Genomic DNA, 24,818 nt, shown 5'->3' with positions numbered 1-24,818 from the left:
TATTTCTATATTTCTATATTTCCCTATACGTGATATAATGAATTTTGAAAGCGAGGGTTATATATGAATTGGAAAAAATATAATGATAAAGCAACAACTATTACTATTGGAAATTATAAAGGGGGAGCAGGAAAGACAACAAATGCTACCCTTCTTAGTTATACTCTATCGAATATGGGAATCAATACTTTGGTTGTTGATTTGGATCCACAATCAAATGCTACAAAAGAATTAATGTTAACTAAATTTATTAATTCACCTGAAGAAGATACTACAATCAATAAAACACTCATGGCTGGTATTGAGGATGGATCTCTAATGGATTTACCAGTTCATATAAAATCTAATTTAGAACTTATTCCATCATTCATAGATTTTGAGGGTTTTGCAAAGTATCTATATAAGAATACTTCTAGTGACGTCGAGGAAGATTTTTTCCTGTCTAAGTATTTTGAACCTTTAAAAGAAAAATACGACTTAATAATTTTAGATGTACCTCCAATGAGTATTGAAATCACAAAAAATGCAGTGACGTCTAGTGACTATGTTTTAATTTCATTGCAAACACAAGAATATAGCTTAACTGGTGCCGAGAGTTATGTTGAAGAGTTAGGAAAACTTACAAGTATGTACAATCTTAATCTAGATGTGGTAGGGATATTACCTGTACTCATGAAAAATAATGGTAAGGTAGACGAGTATATTTTAGATAGTGCAAAAACATTATTTGGTGAAGAAAACCTTTTTGAGACTTATATACCACAAATGGAGAGAATTAAACGATTTGCAGTTAATGGTATTACAGATCAAGATAGGCATGATAGAAAAGTATTGAATGTTTACGAAGAAGTTGCTTCTGAGTTACTAAAAAGACTTGAACAATTCAACAATCAATAGAGAGGGAAATAAGATGGCTGAAAAAAAAATCGGATTACTCAATAAACAAAATACTTTGGAAAGAAAAGAAGGAAATATTGTTCCTAAAAGATCATTTAATGATAATTCTACCGATAGAATAGCAAAAAAGAAAAGTGAATTCAAAAATCAAAAAGGAAGTATAAAAGTACCTATGTCAACAAAAAGTGAATTGGCAGCACTTAAAGATATTACTAAGACTAAAACAGATTACGAAATAATTCAAATGTTAATTGACTCCTATATCCCCAGTTTAGATACTGCTAAGCAAAAGAGATTCAGATTGCTTATAGAAGAATAAAATATAGAATTAGGGAAATATAGAAATTTCTATATTTCCCTAATTCTATATTAAAGAGTAAAAAGTATATGATACTTTCCTTACCGCTAATTTTTGTACGGATGTTCCAGTAAAACCTTATACCGAAAATAAAAAAGTTAGATAAAATGAGAAAAAAATTGGGAACTTAGGCAGGAAGGAAAAGATCCGCACAAAGGGCGGGGATCAATGGTAGACACCGGTCTAGGAGGCTTAAATAACTCTAATAGGCCTCATGAGCGCAAAGAGGGCAAAAAAGATCGCTTTTCTTTCTTAAAAAAGAGCTAAATCCCACCATAAAAGAAAAGATTCTTTAGCTATAAATAAGAATTTTGTATTTATGTTATTACGCATATATTAATAAATTATTTAAAAAGTATTGTAAGCGATATCTTTTTTAGTTACTATGTACATGTAATCAAAAAAAGAAAGAAGGAAAAACTATGAAAAAATTATCTATTCTTAATGTTTCAATATTAACTTTACTTTCAGTTTCTTTGTTAGCCAATACCACTACTGTTTTTGCAAATAATACAGAAACAGCATCCCAATCGACAACCGTAGAAACAGAAATTGGCGAGGATGATAATAACTTAGAAGAAACAGATGTAGAAATTTATTATATTTCTACAAAGAAAGCATTTGAAATTGCTGAGTCTGAAGGAGTAGACGTAAAAGGTGCATTAGGTGAGGAAGAATACAACAAAGCCCTAAGACAAGATATGTTAAGAGTAGGTAGTTCTTATATTAAAACATTTAAAGTTGGTAATGAGACTAGAATTTCAATCGGTGCAAATTCTGCCCTAGTGAAAACATGGAAAATCAGTGGTAGAGCAACCATACTTGCTATTCAAGCGTATGGAGCTGCTGTAGGTATGCCATTGGATGCTATGGTTGCAAGTGGAATGCACAATCAATTAAAATCTGTTAATGGTACTCGTGGTTACCAATGGACAATAGGGACTAAACCGTGGAGAATTATATCTAGTGGAACTCAAAATGGGGGAGGCGGAAGAGATTTTTAAATCCTCTCTGTAAAACTATACTTTAGGAAATGTTTATACATTTCCTTTTTTGCATTTTTAAATGATTTAATAACTATTTAGCTGGATCAGAACACTTATCCGAAGGTATTCCTTTGATAAGTTTATTTATCTTCATTTATTCGTATGAATAAGACTATTTTAGTGCGTTTAAAATAGTCTATTTTTTTGTTATAAAAATTTTTTATGTTTTGATTCATTTTTTAAGTAACAACTCCAAATACAATAGTCCAGTTTAAAAATGTAATTTATCGTTTCTTCATTTTTTCTTGAAACTGATTAAATAATATTTTGAATTGCTGCGTTAAAGTAAGTCCAGTCTCTCTTTTTAAGCGTATCATTTCTCCAATATTTGTAGCAAAAATTCCATAGAAGAAATAAGTGATTACTATAGAACCAACTATACAAAAAATATATATAAATATGTTAAACATTAATCCTTCCCCCTTGAATTATAATTCGTAAATTCTTTTTACATGTTTAGTGTATTATATATCAATAAGAAAATATACTGATATGATTGAAATTAACTGAAAATTATTAAACATTTTAAAAGTCTTCAAATGATTAGATAAGTCGGAATGATAAAACCAGTGCTTATTTGTAAGCGCTCACGAAAGAGACACAAGCTAGTTGAGGGTTGGTAGAGTTGAAAAAAGAGAGAATGTTCGTCTTTTACTCACTACCGCTATTTTCTGTATAGATGTTCCAGCGACACCTAGTTGCATATTTTGATCTAATAGATTAATATTAATGCGAACGCAGTTATATAATCAAGGAGTTGCTTTCCCACTATGAAAGTTAATACTTTTGTATATACACATCCCATCAATATGTACGTTATTCAGCATCTAGCTATGCCAGTAGAAACATTCTGTGACCTCTATGGTTTTAAACAAGGAACTGTTTCCAGTTGGATAACAAGAAATAAAACCGTAGATTCTCTGCCAGTAAACTTTATTTATTGCCTGGGACTAGCTTCTAGCAAGCCTATGGATTTTGTTTATCAAAAGCTTTTAGATTACGAAGAACCTTACCTAAAAAGAAAACGAATTAAAAGAAGGATCGATATTTAGGCAAAAAAAGAAGGTAGATACACCTAGTAACATTAGGTGATCTACCTTCTTTATTTTTTTATTCCTTAAATTTACCGCTAGAATATACTTCCTCATATGTTCCGCTAGCAAGAATTTCAGACAACTTACTTACTTTGTTTGAAGAATCCACCTCACCTAACTTGTAATGATATAGTTTTTCTAATCTACTTGGTTCATTTTTGATTGGAATCCAAGCATCAACTAGATATTCATCCGTGCTAGTTTCGTGCCAAATCTTAAAACTAAAATCAGATTCTTTATACGAATATTTTTCTTCATTGGATTCTAATATACTGTTAGCTACATCATTTTGATAAGAAATAATCGCATCAACTACTTCTTTGGTTTCTCCTTTTGGTTCCGAAGAACAACCTGCTAGAGCGATAAAACTTAATACCAAAACAAACAAAAAACCAAAATATTTCTTTTTCATTTGAACTCCTTTTCCAGTTACTGATTTTCAGATATAAAGCTTTTGAATGATAGATTATCAATAAGAATCGTACTATCTTCAGAATGAAAATCTATCTGAATGAACATACTTTGAGGAACATTCTGAATTGATAAATCAACTAAAGCTATGATAGTAATAGTATCGGTCATTTCTGGGGAAATATAAAGTGATTTATTATTTATTTGTGCGCTCACTTCCGATAATTGCGGTGATTCTTCTGGTAATCGGTATTCTTGATACAAAGCATCCGTCATTAAATATTTTAAATCTTGATTTCTTTCTTCAATACTAGAATACTCATAAAATGCAGCGATAAATTCGTCTGCCAATTTTAACGCATTTTCCGGAGATAAATCGCTGGTATCACTATTTGAGACATACGCTTCAGTTGAATCATTTTTTACGATCGCAGGTTCTGCACGATTTTCTGTCGAAAAACTCAAATAGCTTTCCGGATCTTTTGATACTTTGCTTAAAGTCATTTCTTTGCCTTCAGCTTCAACACTCTTACTATCTTTTCCAACAAAAAACACATAAAACGAGATCATACCAACAAATGAAAGTAGTATAGTCAAAAACAATCCTTTTTTCATAATTTCCTCCTATTGTTTTACTCTTCGAATTTCTGGACTATGCTTAGACCAGTAACTGTCCGTCCAATTATGATACCCAATGCCACTAGAATTGCTGTCATACATAGTTGTTTCATTTACATAGATTCCTACATGAGAAATGAAGCTAGGGTCACCATACGTGCCACGAAAGAAAATAAGATCCCCTGCCTGGGCATCTTTTACAGAAACTGCTTCACTTTGTTCATATTGTGTGACGGTATAGCTGACAATGTTAATTCCGGCAACTTTAGCGTAAAGATAAGAAGTAAAACCACTACAATCAAATCCGGTAGTAGGATTTTTTCCGCCCCAAACATATGGCCATCCCTGGTATTTTTCCATTTCCGTTTTCATAGCTGAAAAAAACTTGGCAGGTTTTGCAGCTTGACCACTTGATCCACCAATATACTGCTTAACCATTTCTACATAAAAAAAGTTCCCACCATTCAAATACAGATAAGTCTTGTTAAACTTCAATGAAATCGCATTTACATACGAGTATCTTTGACCGGTACTATTGCCTAAAGAAGGAGCCACAACTTCTCGTGAATACTTTTCGGCAATCTCTAGTGAATGCTTTTTACCGTTTTTAGCAACATAAGAAACATATGCCAAACCAAAATTATACGCCCCAATCGCTGCTTCATCATTACAGCCTAGTTCTTTTGCTGATTTAATGGCTTTTGACAAATGTTCTACCCCTGCATCAATACTTTCTTTTTCATTGGAAATTGAGTTCATAGGTAGTCCTTTAGATTCTGAACTTTGCATTATATCACGTTCTGATCCACCTGTTTCAACCATCATGATAGCTAAAATCCAATTAACCTTATCAGGAATGCCCCATTTCTTGGCAGATTTTTCTACTTCTCCTCTCCATTTAGAAACGGCAGGGCTAATATTAAGATTTCCCTCGATCACTTCCGCTTCTGCAACATTCTTCGAACTAGAAAAACCCCCAGTAAATAAGATTACTGGGGTAATAATCAAGGAAGAAAAAAGGAATAGAACAATCAGAATTTTTTTCATTCAAGACCTCCACTAAAACCAAAGTCAAAATTATCCATGCTTCTTTCTGACGTGGATTTTAATTGCTCAGGAATTTCACGTATAGAACTTGAATCTGATTGAAGTGTTTCACGAACGGTTCTCGTTGGCTCAAATTCATTATGCACTGATACTGCTTCACTGCTATTTTCTGTCGAATAGAGTGAATATTGATCATTGCTTACCGTAGTCAATTCCGGATTTATAGATTGATCAGAATTAATTATAGGGCTTTGAAAGTGTTCATTTTGACCTTCAGAAAGAACCTGCGACTGTCCTGAAAGAACCATATCTTCGATACTTAATTGACTTGTCGTCTGATTTTCTAAAGGCACATCAATCTGATTCTGATTATAATTTTCTACGGGAGCGGACGACAATGCCACTTGATCTTTCATAACGCCTAATTCTCTTGGAGAATCTAATTGATACTTGGATCGATTCGATTGGTTAACAGAAGCATTTTGATCATCTGCCAAATCTTCCAACAATCTGTTCTCTTTAGATTCACGACTTTTTGTATCAGACGTTTCATGACTAGAGGAATCTGGAACTTCTGATAACATTTTACTTTCAATATCATTTAATGTATCAGATACTTCTCCAAGTTTCGGATCAGAACTACTAGCCGGATTGAAAGCAATTAAAGGATCTAAAGCTGTTTTCTTTTCTTCATTATTCTGATTAGCTTCTCTTGTTTCATCAGGAACAACAAAAGAAGACCTGGTTGCAGCAAAATCCTGGTTCAAAGAAGATTCGCCAGATTTTCGACCACTATCCATAACAAAATCTCCTGAATTTCGTTCTTGCTTTCTAGCAATACGATCCTCATAAATACCGTGCTCATTTTCTTTTGTGTAATCAGATAATTGTGAACCTGCTTGACCAATAGAACTGCCTAGAGGAACACCGACCGTTGCCAAGCCAGCAATGTCACCGGCATACTTGGCACCACTTTTAACACGATCCTTCACTGGTTTAGTGGCTTTATTAAGAATCCCCCCATCCATTGAAGCAACCACTCCGCCAGTGATCATATAAACAATTTTATCTCTATTTTTCCAGATAAAGAAAATGACCACACAAATAGCAATAACCTGCAAAACATAGTTTGAAATACCATCTGAAGGGATTGCCGTACGAATCACATTGATTACGGACACCAACATTAAAAAGGCTAATCCCAATAGAACCCTTATACCAAAAGCACCTAGTAAAAACTGCATCATTTTCCATACTGCGTTCTGGAACTTTGGAATTAAACTAATAAACGCCGATAAACCAATAAATCCAGAAACAACCAAAACAATTAATTCCACCATGAAATTTAAAAATTGAATTGCCAATAAAGGAAATCCGATAGAAATAGTCATGATTGGTGATAAAAATCCTACCGCTAACTTCCAACCAGCTTTTGAAGGTTGCAAATATTCATTCGTTTCTGCTGCTTCATCAACATTATCCTGAACCTTTTCAAGTTTATCTTTAGTGGTTTTTCCAGGATACAAAAATTCACTTGTTTTTTTAGGATTCTCAGGAGTATTTATGTTTGTTGTTTTTCCATAATTCATCAGATAATAGGGTTCTTTCACTGCAAGATCAAAAAGTGTGTTTTGCACCAAAACAGTTGCATCCACTTTTGTATTTCCCTGGTTATTCGCTGTTGATTGCAGCAAAGCAACTTGAACTTCGTTAGAAATTGTATTAAATCCTTTTACAAGATCTTTGCCTTTCGCATTCCAACCAAAAGCAAATACAATAACCATCATAAAAGCAACGAACTGTTTCATCGCTCGTTGCGGACTTTTAGCAAAATACAAATAAAAAATGTACACAGCCATACACACAATAATTGTTAAGCCAAATTTTCCATATAACGTATCAAAAAGGTTTTTAGAATAACTGGTGAATGTAGAAATGTTATCTTGCAAAACACTGGCTTCTCCAAACAATTCGATTCCTTTTCGGAATACGGAAAAAGAGATCTTATTGAATTCAAAAAAGATATTTGCGCCACTGTTGATCCATTGACCAGTATCGATATTAAAGAATGAAGCCCATCCCTCTTCACTTACCATCTGACTACCATAAGAATCTAAATTGTACGTTTGCGTTTGATCAGAAACTTCCGTATCTCTAATTGGCGCTTGTTCAGCATACGCAACAGTCGTTGTTGTAAACAAGCATAGTCCAATCAATAAAACAGCCCCGAAGACTAGCTTTTTCCATAATTTCATCAACAACACCCTTTCTAAGCGTATTTCACTTCAGCATCACTAGAAGCAGTACGTTCGACCGTTTTCATAGCAAGATCCCATTCAGGAAACAAACAATCAACGGTTATTTTGGCTACTCGATTATAAATGTCTTTGAAAAAGCATTGACCTTTTTTCATGTTCGATAGGATTTTACGATTTCTATCCGTCACTTCAATACCAACATGTTGTAGAATACCGTCTCTTTCTTTATCCCAATCAAATGCAAACACTGTACCAAAACTACTTGTATTTTGATCATCTTGTAAATCTTTTACAGACTGTGTACAATACACCAAAATGTTACAGAAGGAACGTCCTACACGTTGCATAGATTTTAAAATTTGTTTACCGCCTTTCGCTTTTTCAAATATCCAGGCTTCATCAAAGATTTCAACGGTATACTCTTTTCGATTTGCTTCACCGAATTGTTCACAAAACTTACCTAGTGGAAGCATCAAGCAAACAGATTTTTTGTTTGCTTCAGAATAATCAATCATTGACGTATCTTGTTCCGGTAGATCCAAACCAGCAACTTCCAAAATAGTGACACGTTTTTTCAAATCCAATCCTTCAATTTCTCCATCTGAAAATCCCAAATGTAAAATACTTTTATTGATTTTCGAAAACAGTAAATTTCCGGCACGCTTTATATTTTCAATTTCAGAATCTTGCAGCCGTTTAATCACTGTTAGCAAGCCAACTTTTTCGCCCATTTCACGCTCTTCAATCACTTGATCCAAAGTTTCGTTAATAAAGGTTTCAACCTCTTCTTTGTTTTCTAAGTTGTAAATAGATTGGATCATTGCCTGGGCAGTGTCCTTTGCATCCACACCTTTCAAAAATACGATTGGATCTAAAACACCATGATTCTCTTTAAATCGAGCATCAAGGGTAACGTAGTGAAAGTTCTTTAAGTGGCGAACAAAATCAGGATATTGTTTTTGCATGGTTGGATCGTTCGCAGTAAATAGAAACTGTTCTCTCATTTCCTGCTTAGGATCAATATATAAAACTTTCCCCTTCATATACGATAAATAGAAAAAAAGCATCTTTGTTAAATACGATTTCCCTTTACCGGTCTCACCAGTAATCGCAATATGTGGACTATCTGTCATTGCAGTTGCTTGCCCCTGGTTAGCTACATAAGGATTAAACTGAACGATATTCCTAGAAGCTAATAAGCTTTGTTCCCTGGTTTCCGATTCCAAAAATCCATCAGTTCGACCAAAATACCATCCAACATTGGTACCTACATTATTTGTCACCGCAAATAATACTTCAGCTAAGGTTGTTCCATTAGAAATTTGAATCCAGTCACGAGCATGATCAATAGAATTGCCTTGCAGCATCTTATAGAATAAATACAGCTGCTTTGCACTAGGACGTACAGCACGCACTCGTAGATTATCCAGGGTATTAATCAACGCATCCCCTCTTCTTTTACATTGCGCCTTGTCCTTTCCGTACACAACAAAACAAGCCATCCAACGAATGATCGGTTCCTTTTGATCAATTTCATCAGATAACTTTTCAGTAAGAATCAAATTATTTTTTGTTCGTTGTGTAACGGAATCACCGGCCTGCAAAGATTCTGTTCCTTCAGTCTTATGCCGTCTTTTTTGAACCCCTACTTTTGAAGCAAACCCACCAACACCATCAACTTCAACATAACTTCCTTTTATTCGAAGTTCACAAGGAAAATCCATTTGTTGCGCTAAATGAAATAAGTGATTGTATGAAATATCGTGATCTTCAAATTCAGCGATCGGAATGAAAGAAACGCAACTATTGCCATTGTCAGATCTTAAATGGATAAATCCAACGTCTGAAACAGGATCTACAATAGAATCATTGATCCGTTCAATACTTTTTGCTTCCGTCATAATATCGTGATCAATGTTTCGAATATAATTTAACCGATTCAAGTAGATCATATCTTTTTCAGATAGTCGTTTCCCTTTTCTGCTGTGAATCACTCGAAACAATTCTTCTTCTAACTGCTGAACGTTGTGAAAGGCTGCTAGATCGATCGGTTGTTTTTTCCCTAACCATATCAATACTTTATCTGCAATATCATCAGATACACGCTTCACCGATTCAATCGGATTTTGATTATCGTACACATCTTTAATTCGAATGCCCATGATAAAGTCTGTTTCTGTAATATCCCCTAGTTCGCTTTTTAAGGCTTCTACCGTTCGAGACATATATTTAGTTCCCATAGAAAACGAATCCTTATCAAGGTCATTCTGGAACGCTTTAAAACGATTTATAAGCTGTTTATCTTTAGGATATAGAAATAAATCAAATTCTTTATATTTAGGCAATGTCTTTCGAAAGAATTTTGCCCAATTTTCTTTGAACCGTTCTAATTTTTCAAAGTTGTTTGGATTCGTATCTTCCGGCGAAATACGATAGTAAGCCCAAACATATCCATCCTGGTTTAAAATCATATTTTTATGGAGTGTCTTTATAGGATTTTTAGCATACGTGACAGTGTTCATTGTTACCTCCTTGTGTCCTCGTTAGGAACTGTTTCATAGTTATCAATTTTAGTAATAGCAAGTTTTTCAATCATTTCATCCTGGCAAAAATCTTTGTTTGGCAACCGTATAAAAAGTAAATAATAAAATAAATCAACCAGGTACCAATGTAATTTTTGCCCATCAGGATTCAAACGAACAATAACTCCAGATATGTAATACGGAATTCCTAAATACATCACAAATTTCAATCCATGAAATAAAGAATCGATCCAACTAATTGGAGTTTTAAAAAAAACGTATAAAATGAGTAAAAGAAAAGCAGAGAGTATCAATCGATTAAGGGGAACTGCCATAGGCAATGACAGTTTCCCAAATTGACGAATTTTGATTGAATCATCAAATACTTTCTTGTAATTAAAACAATTCTTCAAATTCACACATCCCTCTTATTTAAAAATCATTTGACTGACTTTTTCAAAAGCTTGAGAAACAACTTGAGGATTGTTTACAATATACGCAACTAATCCGCCACCTGCTAAGAAACCTGCGGCTTTACCCCATTCTTGCTTATAAAAAAATTTGATCGCAAATCCAATCAAAATAATCCAAACAATATTAATTCCTTCTTTTTTTGCATAGTCTAAAATTCCGCTTGTTGTTGGCATATTAATTTCCCCCTATAGTGTGTGTTAAATTTTCTACAAAATATTTCCCATCTTTTTGTACCAATGATAATGTCATGTTTTCTGTATTCATAAAGCTGGTTTTTGGTAATTGGAAGGTTACTTCAGATTTGACCTTCCAAGATCCTGATCCACCATCATAAACTTTATTTTCTGAAGAAATGTATTCAAATTCCCCTTTCAAGGATTCAGGATCTTGCATCATATATGCCATATCTGATTCGTTTGTACTGGCATAGTTTTTGAAAAATTGATCTAAAAATGCTTGTATCTGCTCTTTTTTATCAGAATCAATCTCAGATTGACCGGACAAATTATTTTCCGTACGATCAACTAAACCTGACTGACTTTCTAAAGCAGTAAAATAAGGTGTTTCCGTCATTGCAAATACACCATTTTCATATAAAAATGGCATATTAATTACCTGGTGAAACTGTTGTGTATTCTTTTTTTCATCATCTGTTGCAGTATAGGTAACTTCATATTTAGCAATCCAACCATTATCTGCTGAAGAAACATCGACCAAGCGAAAGTTTTTCAGACTTCGATCACCTGGTACATTCATTGTTAGGTCACTTGTATCTTTAAAATATTGCCCCAATAACTCTTCTCGCTTCGATTTCTGATCAATATTCGTTGATTCAATATCAAAATAGATTGGTAAAAAGTCAGAAAAATACGCATCAACTTTTAAATCATCTATATTCGTTTGTTTTATTGCCGATAATTCTTCCTTCAAACTTTGAACTCCACTAATGACTTCACTGTTATAACGAGCAGAGGTAGTCGCTTTAAATAGCGCAAGAAAGCTACAGAAAAAGAAGAAAATTATGCCCGACCAAACAAAAGTGCGATACCATTTCGCAATACTTCGATTGCTTTTTGGGATCGCATCCTTTGTTTTACTATTCTTCAATTTTATTTTTTTACCAGGAACTGCAATTTTTGACTGATCGATTGCCGGTTCATTATTTTTAATAACTAATGCCATCTACTTTTTTACCTCCTACTCAGGTATGCCGACTAAGTAATCGTAATTGCCGACATCTTCAGGAAGTTGAAAAAGATTAGTAACATCGACTTTAACCAAGCGAATTCCTTCAATATCAGAAATATTAATTTCTTGATCTTCAACCTGAATGGTTCTTCCCCTACAAGTAAAATATTTTTTCAGTGCTGCATTTCGTTCTAATGTTTCATGTTCTGATTCAAACGAACATTCGATCACTTGATCACCTTTAAGCCGGAATAACATTTGATAGTCATAATAAACTGGTTCCGCATGAACCACTTCATTTAAATTTTGTTTAGCCTTAGTATCAGCAACATCCATAAACGGTTGGGCATAAGGCGGTACACCATTAAATGTTTCAGGTTCTTTCTTTAAGAAAGAAGATAGAATTGCTACCAACGAAAATTTTCTTTTTTCTTTTGGTGCTGGTATCATAGTCATTTCATTATTATATTGTCTATTCAGCGCAGTATAGATTTCTGCACCATCAATATCATCACCGGCTTCTAATAATTGCTTTTGAATTTCATCCAAAACTTGAAATGGTTTGCTGCTAGGATCAATATAGATATTATCAAATTCAAGAACCAATGAATTTTCAATGTTCTTAACTAATAACGTCAACTTTTCAATACTTGTAATAGATTTTTGTAACTCAGAAAGGATTTGCTGTACCTCAAAAACACCATATATACCTTTTTCATTGATTAAACGAAATTTTTTACTAAGCTTTTTATTAAAACCTTTAAACTGTACTCGATACATATTTTCCATAGAAAAGAACTCCTTTTACATTTTTATATTTTTTATGTGTACCCATTGATCAAATAAATCCTTCATTTGATCAAAACTATTAATAACCATAGGAATAACTAAAATGCCAATCATGATCAGCAATACCAATCCTAATAATCTTGATAGATTTTCATTCATATCATCACCTTACCTGTGAACTTGCTTGACCAGGAACTTCCACATTTAAATCAGGAAGTGGCAAAAATGCGATTGGATAAGTACCAATAATTTTGTAATCAACATTTTCACCAAAAATAACCTTATTCCCAATTTGTTTGCTATCAACCGTATACCATCCATGAAAATATTCTTTTGAATACTGATTAATCTCTTTCACTGCTTCAGTCGTCAAGCCCCCTTTTCGCTCGATTCGATAATTGACTTGCTGACGAAACGTGTTAAGTGTCTGTAATTGGTAGGAAAACACCACTACAGAAAGCAAACAACACGCAAGGAAAAATCCAAGCAGCATCCTAAAAATTTCAGAAACACTATGATCTAAACCCACTGTAATTCTCCTTTCTTAAAAGAAAATACCCATCTCACCAATTTGATAAACCACGATAGAGATTCCAAAGCCAAACATCAATACAACAACAGACATCAAAATCTTTGTATATAACAAACTGAATTTACGTTCTTTGAACGCAATAATCTGATCAATACCAGACATCATTTCCTTACTAGCAATTTGTCCTAACCGCTCTATAACAGTTAAATCAAGCGCTCCTTGATCCAAGTCGAACAACGTTTGCATGAAAAGAACACTATTTTCACTTCCTGACATTTGATTTGCAAAGACTTCAAATGGATAAAAATTTTCGGAATAGTAAGACATATCTGTAATTAGTTTTTGCAATAAATTCTTATCAATATCATGTGGCATTCTATTTACCAAGCGAATAAAGATTGCGTTCAGATTTACTCCATCGCCTGTCTGTTTTAGCAGCGGTATCAAAAGCCTGGCAAACTTAAAAAATTGTAATTGGCGTTCAAAGCGAAACTGTTGGTAAACTAAGCTAACTTTTTTGAACTGATTTCTTCCATCAAGAACCGCAAATACAATGCCTAAAAAAGCGAAACGAAAGTCAATTAGCACACCAAAAATACCAAAGACCAATATGAATAAAACCGCTCTACGCACATTCCTTTTTTCCCACATCAAAATATCTTGCATGCTATTGTTCATTTCTCTTAACTCATATAAATTTTTTTCAGGTATTAATTTAAGGTAGCCGTTTCTTTTAGGATCACTTGGATTATTTGTCGAATCCATACTAATTCTCATTTTTTAGTCTTCACCTGCACTTCCATAACTGAATCATCAAAGTAATTATTGATAAAGCCATGTAAAACATACAAATAAGAAGGGATAAAAATACTTACGCATATATAGCCTATAATGTTATGAGCAAATCCCGACATGTACATTTCCATTCCGCCACTCATCATATAAGAAGTCATATGAAGCATTAGAATTAGCCCAACAATAATTATGGATAGCAGCTTTACTCCGCCTAAATGTTGATCTTTTAATTTAAAAAAGTCATTTCTTTTTTGAAGCATATCATTATGGTGTTCGGTTAGATCCTGCATTGCTTCAATGTTTGTTTTTCCTTCATGAATCGTTGTTTCTAACTGCTCTAAAAATTGATTAAACAAGTTATCCTCTTGATATTTTTTCCCGAATTGATAAATTAACTCTGTTACTCTTTCAGGATCTGATCCAACTGCTAGTGACGTAAGCAATTCTTTCAATTCCTTGTGTAATTCACCATTCGTACGAGATAACACATAATCAATCGATTGGTTCACTGTACGATTAGGATCGCTCATAACTTGTGTCATATTGTTCATAAACTTGTTTCTAGCTAATAATGATTGAGATTCATACCTTCTTTTAACGATCTTAGGAAGGATAATACGATACCCATAAATTGCACCTAGAACAACAGCCGGAATAACGGTAAACCAATAGTAAGTGAGTAAACAAACAAAGGTTCCAAGTAATAGCGCAGGAAAGCCGACCATTAAAATGATCTCCTTGCTTTGCATTTTTTTACCGTACGCACTACTTAGTGCATGTAATTCTTCCAAGTTAACTCGATTTCTATTTTGAGTTTGCAGGCTGCTTATTCTCATATGCTTCACTTGCCTTTCTAAGGAATTTCGTCAATTCTTCTGATTTTTCAATTTCTTGATTCTTCATAACAGGAAAATCAAAATTTACAAATTTTTCTCCCATTCTTTCTTTAAACCCTTCTGATAATTCACCAGTCGTCACGTAAAACTTCCCATAGTAATAGGTCTGCTTAAACAAAGTTTTTATACCTTCTGTTGAATATTCAACAACTTCTGATAGATAACGTACAATTCGGAATAAGTTTTTTTCTCGATCGATCGGCACCTTCAATGTTTTAATATGTATGCCAAAATCAAAATACGTTAGAATATCCTCTTCAACTGATTTTTCATTGACAGAATAACCCATACTAGACATTGTAATAAACCTTCTGGGAATTGCTCGACAACTGACCGCATGAACGGTAGTAATGATTTTGTGATCCGTCAGTGCAGCTTGAATCATCTCATAAGCTTCTGATCCCCTCGTTTCTGACACAACAATCCACTTGGGAAAATTTCTTAACGAGGTAACTACTTCATCAATAATTTTTACTTTCTCAGAAGTTACCCAGGAATAAATATCATGTTCAGGCAATAAAGTTTTAACGTGTGTTTCTTGTACGTCCTCAATCATCAAAATACGATCTTCCTTATTTGAAAATGATAAAAGCAACTTTAACAATTCTGTTTTTCCTGATCCGGTTTCACCTGCAACAACAACATTCGCCCTAGTAGCCATAACAGTTCGCAGAAAATCTAAGACAAATTCAGGCGCAAAATCAGTGAAATTTTCTTCTTTTAAAGCTAAATTAGGTTTCACGACCCGAAGTGACATTGTTGTTCCATCTGGACTACAAATTTGGTGCATTGCACTTATACGCAAATTTCCTGCTACGCTGTCTAAAATTGGATAACTGCGATTAAATGATTTCCCAACTGAATCCGCAAACTTTTTAACAATACGAAAAATTGCTGTTTCCGGATCATCTAGCATTAATTCGTCTGGTGTAAACACCTGGTAACGATCGTTGCTCTGAACCGTCAAAAATGTACCATTCCAACCAATATCAGTAATTGAATCATCATCAATTAGAATTTTTTCAATAAAACCTAAGCCGACAATCTCACTCACGATATATTCAGCTTTATCATGACCAGTATCATCATTAGAAAAACGTTGTTCCTTAAACACTATATCAACCAATGCTTTTCGTGATTCTTTACTTACGAAAGAACTAAGTATCAAATCGGCATGGTGAGAAACTAAATCCTCTCGAATGCTTTTTAACTGATTATCAGAAACTCCTTTTTCAAACAAACCTTGCTCCTTATTATTTTCGTGATCAAATTTTGTTTTTACATTAAGAACAGATTTGTTAATAGTTGTTTGTATGATATTCGCTTTTGAAAATTGACGTTCATTTGATTCTTGTAACTGTTCTGATTGATCCACAAGTTTTACTGCCATCCTATCATTCCTTTCCTGGCTTGCTTAAAACACAAGTTGCTTGATCAATAACTCCATCTGCTTCCACAAAAACCTTGATCCCTTTCACGCCTTTTTGATCATTGGTTTTAAGATAATCGAAAGTAATTTCTACTTTTTTTCCTTTATAAAGTGGCTGCTTTAAAATCGATTCAGAAAATTCCTTTTCAAAATTTTCTTTATCCATGTAAAACTCACCTGGACTAACACGAGCAGCATCATCCTTATTAGATAACGCCGTTGATCTTAGTGTTTCTGTTAAAGTCATAGCATTGCTATCACTCGAATATGAATTTAAGAACATAAAAGCAATAAAACCTGCTAAAACCACTGTACCTATTAGAGTTAATACTATTCGCCAATATCCTGATAAAATGTTCAACACCTCATTATTTAAAAGTAAAAGCGAGTAGCATTTTTCTACTCGCCTTACTTCTTATTTATTTAGGTAACACACCGGTAATATATGTTTTCATAGACGTTAAAACAGTGTTTGTAATTTCAGGGAACCCCTTCAATGCAAGTGCAGCAATCCCTCCGATAAATGCCAATGCAACACCAACGGCTACAATTCTATCTGTATTTGTATCTAAATTATTCATTTATATTTCCACCTTTATTATTTATTTTTTAATTTGTTGTGTAAGTATTTCTTTTATCTCCGAAAAAAATCTAGTAAAGACACTAAACAAACCAGTAACAAAAACAACAATCGATTGAATGAATTGATTGCTTTGTATTGCAGAAGTTAGTACAGAAGCATTAGAAAATGTGCCATTAAAAGATAAGAATGATCCTACACTCTCACTTATATACACAGAAGTAATTCCTAATACCTGCTTTACCAAAAATAAAAAGACTATTACACCAATAAAGCGAGCAACAATCTTTCTGATACCTATTCTTGTTCTAACAAATTCTTGCCTTATGTCATAAACGTTTGTACCATACATCAAAAACACTCCTTATTTGCCCTTCAACCAAGCAATATCTTCTTTATTCCATCCTTCAGGAATATCAGATTGAGGATAGATAGGGCTTAAAAGTAATTCATCCCTCTCCTTTGTTTTACTATCCATAGTTGCGTACATATAAGCATATACATCTAATTTTTGGTTCAAATTCACTTGAATAAAATTTCTTCCAAAAGAATTAGACTGAAACATCAAATTGTAATTGCCAAGTTTTGACCAAATAGGAAGATAGAAGAGCCTGCCACCGTCTAATAAAGGATTTTCTATTTTTTTCGTTGAATTTTTGACTTGTTCTTGTGTATACAGTGCGCCAGTCTTCTCTTCAACGCTTACTTTAGGAAATTCAAATTTCGCTAGTGTTAGTGACGACTGTTCTAGCGAATTCACTTTATTCATCGTACGATCAAGCGGGATTCGAACAATTCCTTTCGTAGGTGCATACTGTAAATCAAAATAGGAATCAACCAATTTAGACGGTGCCGAAAATGCAAAGCTTATTAAAGGCGTTTCCTGAATCTCGCTAGTGTAACTAGGATTTACTTCTATAGGAAGACCATAGCCAGTTTTTGAAGCGCCATTTTCTGCAAAATCAAGTACCAGTGTTTCTTTCCTTTCAACATATTCTTTTGATTTTCTTGTTGATTCTGTCTTCACTACACCACTGTAAGACAATTTTCCACCACTTAACTGATCATTCGTTAAAATCTTTTCTGAAGAAGTAAAACCAAACGTTGGAAAATCAAGCGTATCTGTTTCAGCCTTCACCTTATCAGGATTTTCAATCACCTGAATAGTAACTGAATATGGCACTTTTTCCCCTTTTTCTAGTCCTGCTGTTGGAAGAGTTAAATCAAATGAATCTTTGTAATCTGACAAAGAAAAGTCTTTTTTATAAACCATTTTCTTCTGTTTTTGATCAGTCACACCCAAACGAAATTTAACGTTCTTCAACTCTGCATCATAAGTGGTTTTCTTCGATAAAGAAATAGTTGCATCTAAACTTCCAGTGACAGAAGCCTTCCCAGTAAAAATCGATATTTTTTCAGCATTTAAATCAATAGAAGGAAGATAATAAGGGATTTCCAATAAAAGATCCTTACCTTCAACAAAACCACTTCGAATCACTTTTGATCGATAGCGGTTCCCTTTACTATCAAATAAATCCTCACGAGGTTGGTACTCATACGCTTCCCCATCGTATTTCGTATCTAACTCTTGTTTAAGCAGCTTTTTATCTGTTTCTGCCACGTGGTTCACAGTAAGTTTAAATACCGGTAGCAACGTTGTAACCACGTTTGAATCAATATTTTTAGTACCGGTTTTTACACTTCCTTGCTTATTGAAACTAAGTGCTGTTTTAGTACTTGCGGTTAAAACTTCTTGCTTAATAAGCATTTTTGTACGTAAATCATATGACTTATTATAAAAATCAGGATCTGATAGTGCGGTACTTTTAGCCGTTGCAATCACTTTGCCATTTGTTGTATCTTTTGTAATTGAAAATTTATCCGTCACATCAATGCCTTGTGCCAGGACTTGCACGGTAGAAATAGTAACCTTATCAGCTGCAAACTGATCCTCTAAAATAAAATCTGCTAAATAGCGAGAACCAAGTTTGTTTATTGTGGTTGTAGTCAAATCGTACTGAAGAAAATCATCCGATCGGGCAGTCCAAGTATTTTTCACTTGATTGCTTTCATTTTTATCAGACACAGTTTTAGATACTGACAATAAATAGTTATTTGTAATAGTGATTTTAACCGGTTTCTCTTCTGTAACGGCATCCGTAATTTCAAAAGAATAGTTTTTTGGATCTAATTCAAATCCAACCGGTGTAGTTTTTTCTTTAAAGTAATAAGATCCTAGAGAAAGGTCTGTTACTTTCAACTTTCCGGTAGCATCTGTTTTCAAGTTATCTTTTAAAATCGTACCGTCAGATTTGTATAGCGTAAATACAACACCATCAAGTGATTTTTGATCAACATCTGTAATCTTTGATAACTCAACAGCCCCGGCAAGCCGTTCATTCGTCCAAGTTTTCGTTACATTCGTATTTTCCCCAACCGTAATCGAAAACTCTGTTCCATTCAATTTATAGCCTGAAGGAGCAGTAATTTCCTTCACTTTAACAACTGAACCAGCTTTTAATCGCTCACCTAGCTTTGCTTTTCCATCCGTTCCTGATTTTACGTCTGTTGACTTTCCATCATACGTAAAGCGGAAAGTTGCATTTGCTAGTGGCTTTTTCGTATCGGCATCTACTTTTAAAACATCCACCGTCCCTTTTCGCTTTACATTAACGGTTACGGAAGTTGACACATAAAAAGAACCGGTGACCAGTTTTTGATACGAACCGTTCGCCCAGACAGTAGTTGGATATTTTTCATTTGTTTTCGACCCTTTCACCATATTTACAGTGATTTTTGTCGCAGTAGATCCATTTGTATCAACAGTTAATTTATTTCCACTGATCGTCGCTTTTGCGCCACCACTGACGGATTCCACATAGAGGTTATGATCGCCCCAACTGTTTTTCACAGTAAAGGTCGCTTTTTCTCCTTCATAAACTGTTTTAGACGTTGCATCCCATTGAGGGCGTGTACGGATCTGACTTGCACGAGTGGTCATTTTGCTTTTCCAGTCAGTCACACCAGCTTTATGATTTGGTGTGATTGTAATGCTTTTCGGTTTCTCATTCGAGTTTTCCCAAACAAGAATTTGTGCAGCCATCCATCGCTGCTTTCCGGCATCGTTATTTGCCCAACCACCCAATTCACGATAAGCACTAATAATGGACGTGATCGTTTCTTTTTGTGAACTACTCAAATAACTGCTTCCGGCATCCGTATAGGTCTTAGTAGCTGTTACCCCTGCTTGTAAACAAAAGGCATCTTTTCCATCGATCGTCCGGCGAATCCCTCGATCTTCTGTATATGAATAGCCATTGCTACGAACAATATACATTAGCCAAGGATAACCAGAAGGCGGATTGATCGTTGTTTCAGATACTGTTTTTGATACCGAAGCTAATAAGGCAACTTTGCTTTCTTTCAGCATAGAAGGAACATCATTCAAGTTGTTCGTTTGATTGAGGATCTCTTCAGCGTAAAAGAAACGTGTTTGCATCAAAATCTGTTCGGATTCCTCTAAATCTTTTGCTTTTGACAATTCTTCAGCGACTTGATCTTCTTCAATAAATGGAAGATCTTCACTATTGACTGCCGATTGCAGCGATTCAACATCATCTAAATCAATTTCATCAAAGTCTTTGATTTCTTTATCTGCCTGATCCGCTTTTTCTTGCCGTTTTTCATCAATCCCTACTTCAACAGCTGTAAAATCTCCTTCTGTTTTTTCAGAGATTTGTGGCGTATCTGAAGAAATCAGCTGTTCTTTGTCTGATTTGTCTGCCACCACGTATAACAACCCATCTGCACCTTGTACGACAGCTGATTCTTCAGATTGATTAAGCACCTGGTCAGATACCTTCGTTTTTTCTTGATCTTCTTCAGGCGGAGTAGTCGATTCAATAGCAATCACACTATGAATATTCCCGATTGTTATTAGGAAAACAAAAGATAAGATAAGTGTTAAAAAGAAAAATTTCTTTGCCTTAAACCTTCTCATTTATGATTTACACATCCTTTCTAAAGATTATTTCATTTATTCGGCGGAGAACGATTACTCAATAAATCACCCCTCAATTAGTAAATAAGCATTTTCTTTGTAGTTCATATTTTTTTACTTATAATTAATAAGGACATAATAGTTTGTTTGGTCTTTCTAGCGGAAACTAGGGAGATCTTTTTTTATGCTCATCAATTACAGTTTCTATAATTTGATATTAAAGCAGAATAAAGTCAGCAATTTTGAAATCAACTGCTGACTATTTTCACTCTTGTTAATAATTCTTCATTAGACTTATTTATCGTTTGCCAAGTTATAAATAATTGTTAATTTATTTTTTTATTTGACTAAGTATTTTAATATGAGATAATTTTTAAAGAAAGGGTGTTACTATGAATTTTCCAATTACCAATATTAGATATCTCCGAATTGCTCAATTATCATTACTTATCTACTATGTCTACTTAGTATTCCAAGACAGTATCATAAAGGGGTTACCGTTACTTTTGATCAATGGACTTTTAGACTACGTATATCCGCCAAGTTACGCAAGGCAATCATTTTGGAATCCTTACAAGATTAAAACTATCTTTCTTAAGAATAATAATTTAGTTGCTGAAAGGGTAATGGAATTTACTCTAATACTTTCTTTAGGCGTTTTATTATCTTTTATTTTTTAAAACACTTTATTAAAAGAAAACTTCCAATTTAATGCTCTACAAGCAAGTAATCACTTAATCCCGATAATTTAAAAAAGGAGTACTAAAATGAAACATCTATCTACTGCAGCATTAATGTCTCTTATTTTAAATATAGTTAATTATTCTATCGATCTTCTAAGTAACGACTTAACCCTAAATGACCTATCAGCAATAAAATTGCTAACTGATTTCTTTGTATACTTTTTTTCGTATTTATTAGGAGTTTTAATTATCACTATATTATCCAAAATATTTTCTAAAAAAAGGAATTCATCTTCATGGAAAAATTAACTAAAGTATTAATCATAGTTCTGTCATTTGTTATACTATACTCCATGCTTTGCATTATTTTATCAGCATTAGTAAGTCTTTATAAGCTAATAACCAAAAAAGAGCCTTTCTTGGATAATTTCAAAGAAAATTATGTTAGCTTATTCTTGAATATATTTGATATTTCCAATTATTTTTAATTTCTATCTGTATAATCGTCAAACTATCTTAGGATATTTAACGATTGTATTCTTACATTGAATAGAAAAGAGGTTTATATGAAATATTTTGTTAAAAGCTTTTTAATATCTATAATTGCGCTAGTTTTTATCGTACTTACAGATTTATTCTTTGGAGAATATACTTTGCAGTCTTTACCAACTACCAATTTAGTAGTCAAATTTATCATTTTTTTTGTTGGATATAATTTGGCTTTGAAGATATCCCAATCTAAAAAAAATTACTGACCAGTTTATTTAAGAAAGCCTATTAGAAATTAAATTTAAATAAAGCAGCTCTTTTGTATTTTTTAATGATATAATCCTTTTTGTAGAGATTTTCTTAAAACTTTGAATCGAAGTTTTAACTACTGCCATTGGTGACAGCCAATGGTTTTTTTATTTCATCAAATCGTCTAGATTTAATAAAATATCTAAATTCATAAGTTTTTTAACAAATTCGATCAACAGTTTTGTATCAATCAAATAAATATGCTCCAAAATGAAGAGCCGTACAGCGTAAGGATCGCCCTGTAGTTCATCTAATCGAGTTGAAAAACGCTTAAAATCGTCCTCTGAGTACCTGATCAATGGTATTCCCTCCAATATATTAGGAGTAAACCCTAAAGAATCTGATAATCTCTCAATTGTTTCATTTGAAGGATAAGAACGACCACTTTCATAGTTTCTAATTGTCGCTACAGAAACATTTGTTTTGGCAGCCAATTCTTCTTGTGTTAATCGAGTTTGTTTTCTTAATCTTTTAAGATTATAAGAAAATCCACTCGGCACGAATTACATCAACTCTTTTCTATTAGTTTGCAAGTTTGTTTTGAATTGAACGCTGCACTTCATCAATGATTCCAATCAAAAACTGATCCTCCAATCGATCTGTTTCTAAAAAAGGAACATCACCACCAAACTTGTTAAGTACAATAGAGCGCAATTCCTGTAACTTTTCTGATTTTAAAAATTCTTCTTGTACTTCAGATTCTTGAATCGTTGGAAATCTTGCAGAAATAACCATAAGAACTTTTCTAAAAAAGCCTTTCTTTAATTCCTCAAACGTTACGAACACCAATAATTTCACCTCACTTCTTACTAAAATATTTGTTTACTTCAGTTATCAACTCATTTCTTCTAAGCGAACTGCCATACAATTTTATCCTGGCTGCTCGATTATCTTTTTTAAAAAATGTTGCCTTATAAAAGTCATAAAAATAAATGCTTTTTTTGCTACTCCCTTCAATAATTAACGAAGTGATCGCTGACAACTTTTTTTCGTAACAGACTGGTACATATGGTTTAAACTTCAAATTTTGATTTCCTGTTTTAACCAAAATTTTCATAAATTCCTCTGCATCTTGATCACTTGGACTAGAAACATAGCACATAAAGCCACGCTTCTTTAAGTAATCACTTAACGTAAATGCTCCCATATTAAGCACCTCGTTTAGATTTCATTCCATGATAAAAAGACTCAAGATCATGTTGAAATCGTGTATTTAACACATTCAACAACATTTCCTGAGCCTTTTTAGAAGTTTCAATATTTAGTTCTTTGTATAACGGAGAATCATTTCTCTTTTCATTAAAATATTTTTCCGCCATATATCTTTCTCTTTTTAAGATAAAACGATAGTCTTCAAAAGAGTAATCTGTGACCAATAATTTTTGGCTTTTTTCTAATTGATCAATATAAAATTCAACAAATTGATCACAACTAACTTGGCGTTCGTTTTTATCAAATAAATCCAAGCGCTTCATGCCAAAATCGGTCACACAATCCATTAAAAACGCATAATCGGGCTTTCTCCTATGATCACTGACGTAAGAATAATAGGTTTGTTCTATTAACTCTTCTTCCCAATAGAAACATTGCTGATTAGGAGCTTTTTTTAAGTCAATATCTGGCACCTTAGAAAGAATAACCCCTTCCACAAGTGATAAATATTTTCCCACAAATTCATTTCGTTCCATAAAACACCTCACTATTTATCTAATGGTTCAGCTGGAACATACTTTCAAATGTTTTTTCTCTCTGCCGGTATGTCCTTTTTAATATAGACTTGTTAGCAAACGAAACAAAAATCATTTTTTCCTTTGTTGAGAAGGGTTTTTCATGCTTCTCAGATACCAGGTAATTATCAATATCATGAAAGCTAAATCTCCTTGAACCAATTCGATAAATAAATTCTTTTATTCTAGGTATTTCTTGTACAATTTTATCCATACGAACCTCCAAATATTTGTCCTGTTTCTCTGTTAAGATAGCCAATACCTTCTAAAACAACAATATCGGCACTATCCGTTGTAGCCTGCTCAACCTGCATTTCGTCTTCATCAGACAATTCTGCATTCTCTATGATTTTTTCGATAAGATCCTCACCAGTATATTCGCCATATAACCGTAGTTTCTTTAATACCCTTCCCCCTTGATAATTCATCCAACGATAAGACTTTTCAAAAGAAACTTCTTTTGGTTCCATAGAAAAATCAACATCGATCGTTTCTTTCAATAATTCATTCCATTCCTTAGAAACAACCAATTCTTTTCTATACTTATCATAATCAAAAAAAGTAACATACTTATCAATGATTGAACGTATTAAAAGAGAGCAGTCATAAGTAGTTAAAAATTCATCGATAAATCGATTTGCCTTTTCGTCCATCAACCGGATCTCGTACCTATTCT

The 24,818-nt window shown here is 33.5% G+C and carries 27 protein-coding genes; 4 read left to right on the top strand and 23 right to left on the bottom strand.

Going from position 1 to position 24,818, the window contains the following annotated elements:
- Positions 1 to 63: 63 nt before the first annotated feature.
- The 4 genes from IGK14_RS17210 (at position 64) to IGK14_RS17195 (ending at position 3,353) form a co-directional block, all read left to right on the top strand.
- Positions 64 to 897: a ParA family protein gene (locus IGK14_RS17210; RefSeq protein ID WP_438712780.1), complete on the top strand. Its 834-nt coding sequence runs from the start codon at positions 64 to 66 to the stop codon at positions 895 to 897.
- Between the two features lie 13 nt (positions 898 to 910).
- Positions 911 to 1,216 (top strand): hypothetical protein, encoded by a 306-nt coding sequence (locus IGK14_RS17205; RefSeq protein ID WP_438712778.1) that lies wholly within the window; start codon positions 911 to 913, stop codon positions 1,214 to 1,216.
- Positions 1,217 to 1,677: 461 nt separating this feature from the next.
- Positions 1,678 to 2,259, top strand: coding sequence for a hypothetical protein (locus IGK14_RS17200; RefSeq protein ID WP_438712776.1), 582 nt, complete (start codon positions 1,678 to 1,680; stop codon positions 2,257 to 2,259).
- A gap of 812 nt (positions 2,260 to 3,071) precedes the next feature.
- Complete coding sequence (locus tag IGK14_RS17195) at positions 3,072 to 3,353, top strand: type III secretion system protein PrgN (RefSeq protein WP_195961701.1); 282 nt, start codon at positions 3,072 to 3,074, stop codon at positions 3,351 to 3,353.
- A gap of 58 nt (positions 3,354 to 3,411) precedes the next feature.
- Here the strand turns inward: IGK14_RS17195 and IGK14_RS17190 are convergent, their stop codons facing one another.
- The 23 genes from IGK14_RS17190 to IGK14_RS17080 form a co-directional block, all read right to left on the bottom strand.
- Positions 3,412 to 3,807, bottom strand: coding sequence for a hypothetical protein (locus IGK14_RS17190; protein ID WP_438712774.1), 396 nt, complete (start codon positions 3,805 to 3,807; stop codon positions 3,412 to 3,414).
- 17 nt (positions 3,808 to 3,824) lie between these two features.
- Entirely contained in the window at positions 3,825 to 4,421 is a 597-nt protein-coding gene (locus IGK14_RS17185) for a hypothetical protein (RefSeq protein ID WP_438712773.1), read from the bottom strand.
- A gap of 9 nt (positions 4,422 to 4,430) precedes the next feature.
- A complete protein-coding gene (locus IGK14_RS17180; RefSeq protein ID WP_144316667.1) occupies positions 4,431 to 5,471 on the bottom strand; it encodes a bifunctional lytic transglycosylase/C40 family peptidase in 1,041 nt (346 codons plus the stop codon).
- Positions 5,468 to 7,726 carry a CD3337/EF1877 family mobilome membrane protein gene (locus IGK14_RS17175; RefSeq protein WP_438712771.1) on the bottom strand — a complete coding sequence of 753 codons (2,259 nt, stop codon included), beginning with the start codon at positions 7,724 to 7,726 and terminating at the stop codon, positions 5,468 to 5,470. The genes IGK14_RS17180 and IGK14_RS17175 overlap by 4 nt, the downstream gene beginning before the upstream one ends.
- Before the next feature lie 14 nt (positions 7,727 to 7,740).
- Entirely contained in the window at positions 7,741 to 10,251 is a 2,511-nt protein-coding gene (locus IGK14_RS17170) for an ATP-binding protein (RefSeq protein ID WP_438712769.1), read from the bottom strand.
- A gap of 2 nt (positions 10,252 to 10,253) precedes the next feature.
- Entirely contained in the window at positions 10,254 to 10,670 is a 417-nt protein-coding gene (locus IGK14_RS17165) for a TcpE family conjugal transfer membrane protein (RefSeq protein ID WP_438712767.1), read from the bottom strand.
- Positions 10,671 to 10,679: 9 nt separating this feature from the next.
- Positions 10,680 to 10,898, bottom strand: coding sequence for a TcpD family membrane protein (locus tag IGK14_RS17160; RefSeq protein WP_142425277.1), 219 nt, complete (start codon positions 10,896 to 10,898; stop codon positions 10,680 to 10,682).
- Position 10,899: 1 nt separating this feature from the next.
- Complete coding sequence (locus IGK14_RS17155) at positions 10,900 to 11,907, bottom strand: conjugal transfer protein (RefSeq protein WP_438712764.1); 1,008 nt, start codon at positions 11,905 to 11,907, stop codon at positions 10,900 to 10,902.
- Between the two features lie 15 nt (positions 11,908 to 11,922).
- Positions 11,923 to 12,702: a hypothetical protein gene (locus tag IGK14_RS17150; protein ID WP_438712762.1), complete on the bottom strand. Its 780-nt coding sequence runs from the start codon at positions 12,700 to 12,702 to the stop codon at positions 11,923 to 11,925.
- Positions 12,703 to 12,865: 163 nt separating this feature from the next.
- Positions 12,866 to 13,231 (bottom strand): hypothetical protein, encoded by a 366-nt coding sequence (locus tag IGK14_RS17145; protein WP_272017759.1) that lies wholly within the window; start codon positions 13,229 to 13,231, stop codon positions 12,866 to 12,868.
- Between the two features lie 15 nt (positions 13,232 to 13,246).
- Positions 13,247 to 13,999: a hypothetical protein gene (locus IGK14_RS17140; protein ID WP_438712760.1), complete on the bottom strand. Its 753-nt coding sequence runs from the start codon at positions 13,997 to 13,999 to the stop codon at positions 13,247 to 13,249.
- An 8-nt stretch (positions 14,000 to 14,007) separates the two neighbouring features.
- Entirely contained in the window at positions 14,008 to 14,820 is an 813-nt protein-coding gene (locus IGK14_RS17135; RefSeq protein ID WP_260610878.1) for a type II secretion system F family protein, read from the bottom strand.
- A 13-nt stretch (positions 14,821 to 14,833) separates the two neighbouring features.
- Positions 14,834 to 16,315, bottom strand: a complete 1,482-nt coding sequence (locus IGK14_RS17130) for an ATPase, T2SS/T4P/T4SS family (RefSeq protein WP_438712758.1) — start codon at positions 16,313 to 16,315, stop codon at positions 14,834 to 14,836.
- 4 nt (positions 16,316 to 16,319) lie between these two features.
- On the bottom strand, positions 16,320 to 16,715 hold the full coding sequence (locus tag IGK14_RS17125) for a hypothetical protein (protein WP_205821529.1): 396 nt from the start codon (positions 16,713 to 16,715) through the stop codon (positions 16,320 to 16,322).
- Between the two features lie 58 nt (positions 16,716 to 16,773).
- Positions 16,774 to 16,935, bottom strand: a complete 162-nt coding sequence (locus tag IGK14_RS17120; protein ID WP_185938646.1) for a hypothetical protein — start codon at positions 16,933 to 16,935, stop codon at positions 16,774 to 16,776.
- A 21-nt stretch (positions 16,936 to 16,956) separates the two neighbouring features.
- Positions 16,957 to 17,286, bottom strand: coding sequence for a hypothetical protein (locus IGK14_RS17115; protein WP_144316642.1), 330 nt, complete (start codon positions 17,284 to 17,286; stop codon positions 16,957 to 16,959).
- A 12-nt stretch (positions 17,287 to 17,298) separates the two neighbouring features.
- Positions 17,299 to 20,847 (bottom strand): MSCRAMM family protein, encoded by a 3,549-nt coding sequence (locus IGK14_RS17110; protein ID WP_438712755.1) that lies wholly within the window; start codon positions 20,845 to 20,847, stop codon positions 17,299 to 17,301.
- A 1,675-nt stretch (positions 20,848 to 22,522) separates the two neighbouring features.
- The gene (locus IGK14_RS17105; protein ID WP_142425285.1) at positions 22,523 to 22,915 is read right to left on the bottom strand and encodes a helix-turn-helix domain-containing protein; all 393 of its coding nucleotides are present in this window, start codon (positions 22,913 to 22,915) and stop codon (positions 22,523 to 22,525) included.
- A 22-nt stretch (positions 22,916 to 22,937) separates the two neighbouring features.
- Positions 22,938 to 23,201 carry a hypothetical protein gene (locus IGK14_RS17100; RefSeq protein ID WP_142425286.1) on the bottom strand — a complete coding sequence of 88 codons (264 nt, stop codon included), beginning with the start codon at positions 23,199 to 23,201 and terminating at the stop codon, positions 22,938 to 22,940.
- 13 nt (positions 23,202 to 23,214) lie between these two features.
- A complete protein-coding gene (locus IGK14_RS17095; protein WP_142425287.1) occupies positions 23,215 to 23,562 on the bottom strand; it encodes a hypothetical protein in 348 nt (115 codons plus the stop codon).
- Between the two features lies 1 nt (position 23,563).
- The gene (locus IGK14_RS17090; RefSeq protein ID WP_438712752.1) at positions 23,564 to 24,103 is read right to left on the bottom strand and encodes a hypothetical protein; all 540 of its coding nucleotides are present in this window, start codon (positions 24,101 to 24,103) and stop codon (positions 23,564 to 23,566) included.
- A 19-nt stretch (positions 24,104 to 24,122) separates the two neighbouring features.
- Complete coding sequence (locus IGK14_RS17085) at positions 24,123 to 24,356, bottom strand: hypothetical protein (RefSeq protein ID WP_438712751.1); 234 nt, start codon at positions 24,354 to 24,356, stop codon at positions 24,123 to 24,125.
- Positions 24,349 to 24,818, bottom strand: a 470-nt coding sequence (locus IGK14_RS17080; protein WP_438712749.1) for a replication initiation factor domain-containing protein, incomplete at its 5' end; no start/stop codon positions are given. The genes IGK14_RS17080 and IGK14_RS17085, both read right to left, overlap by 8 nt.

The sequence above is a fragment of the Enterococcus sp. DIV0970a genome (assembly GCF_051711265.1).
Classification (GTDB): Bacteria; Bacillota; Bacilli; order Lactobacillales; family Enterococcaceae; genus Enterococcus_D; species Enterococcus_D casseliflavus.
The sequence above is the reverse complement of the archived record's forward strand: the minus strand, read 5'-3'. Positions and strand labels throughout refer to the sequence as shown.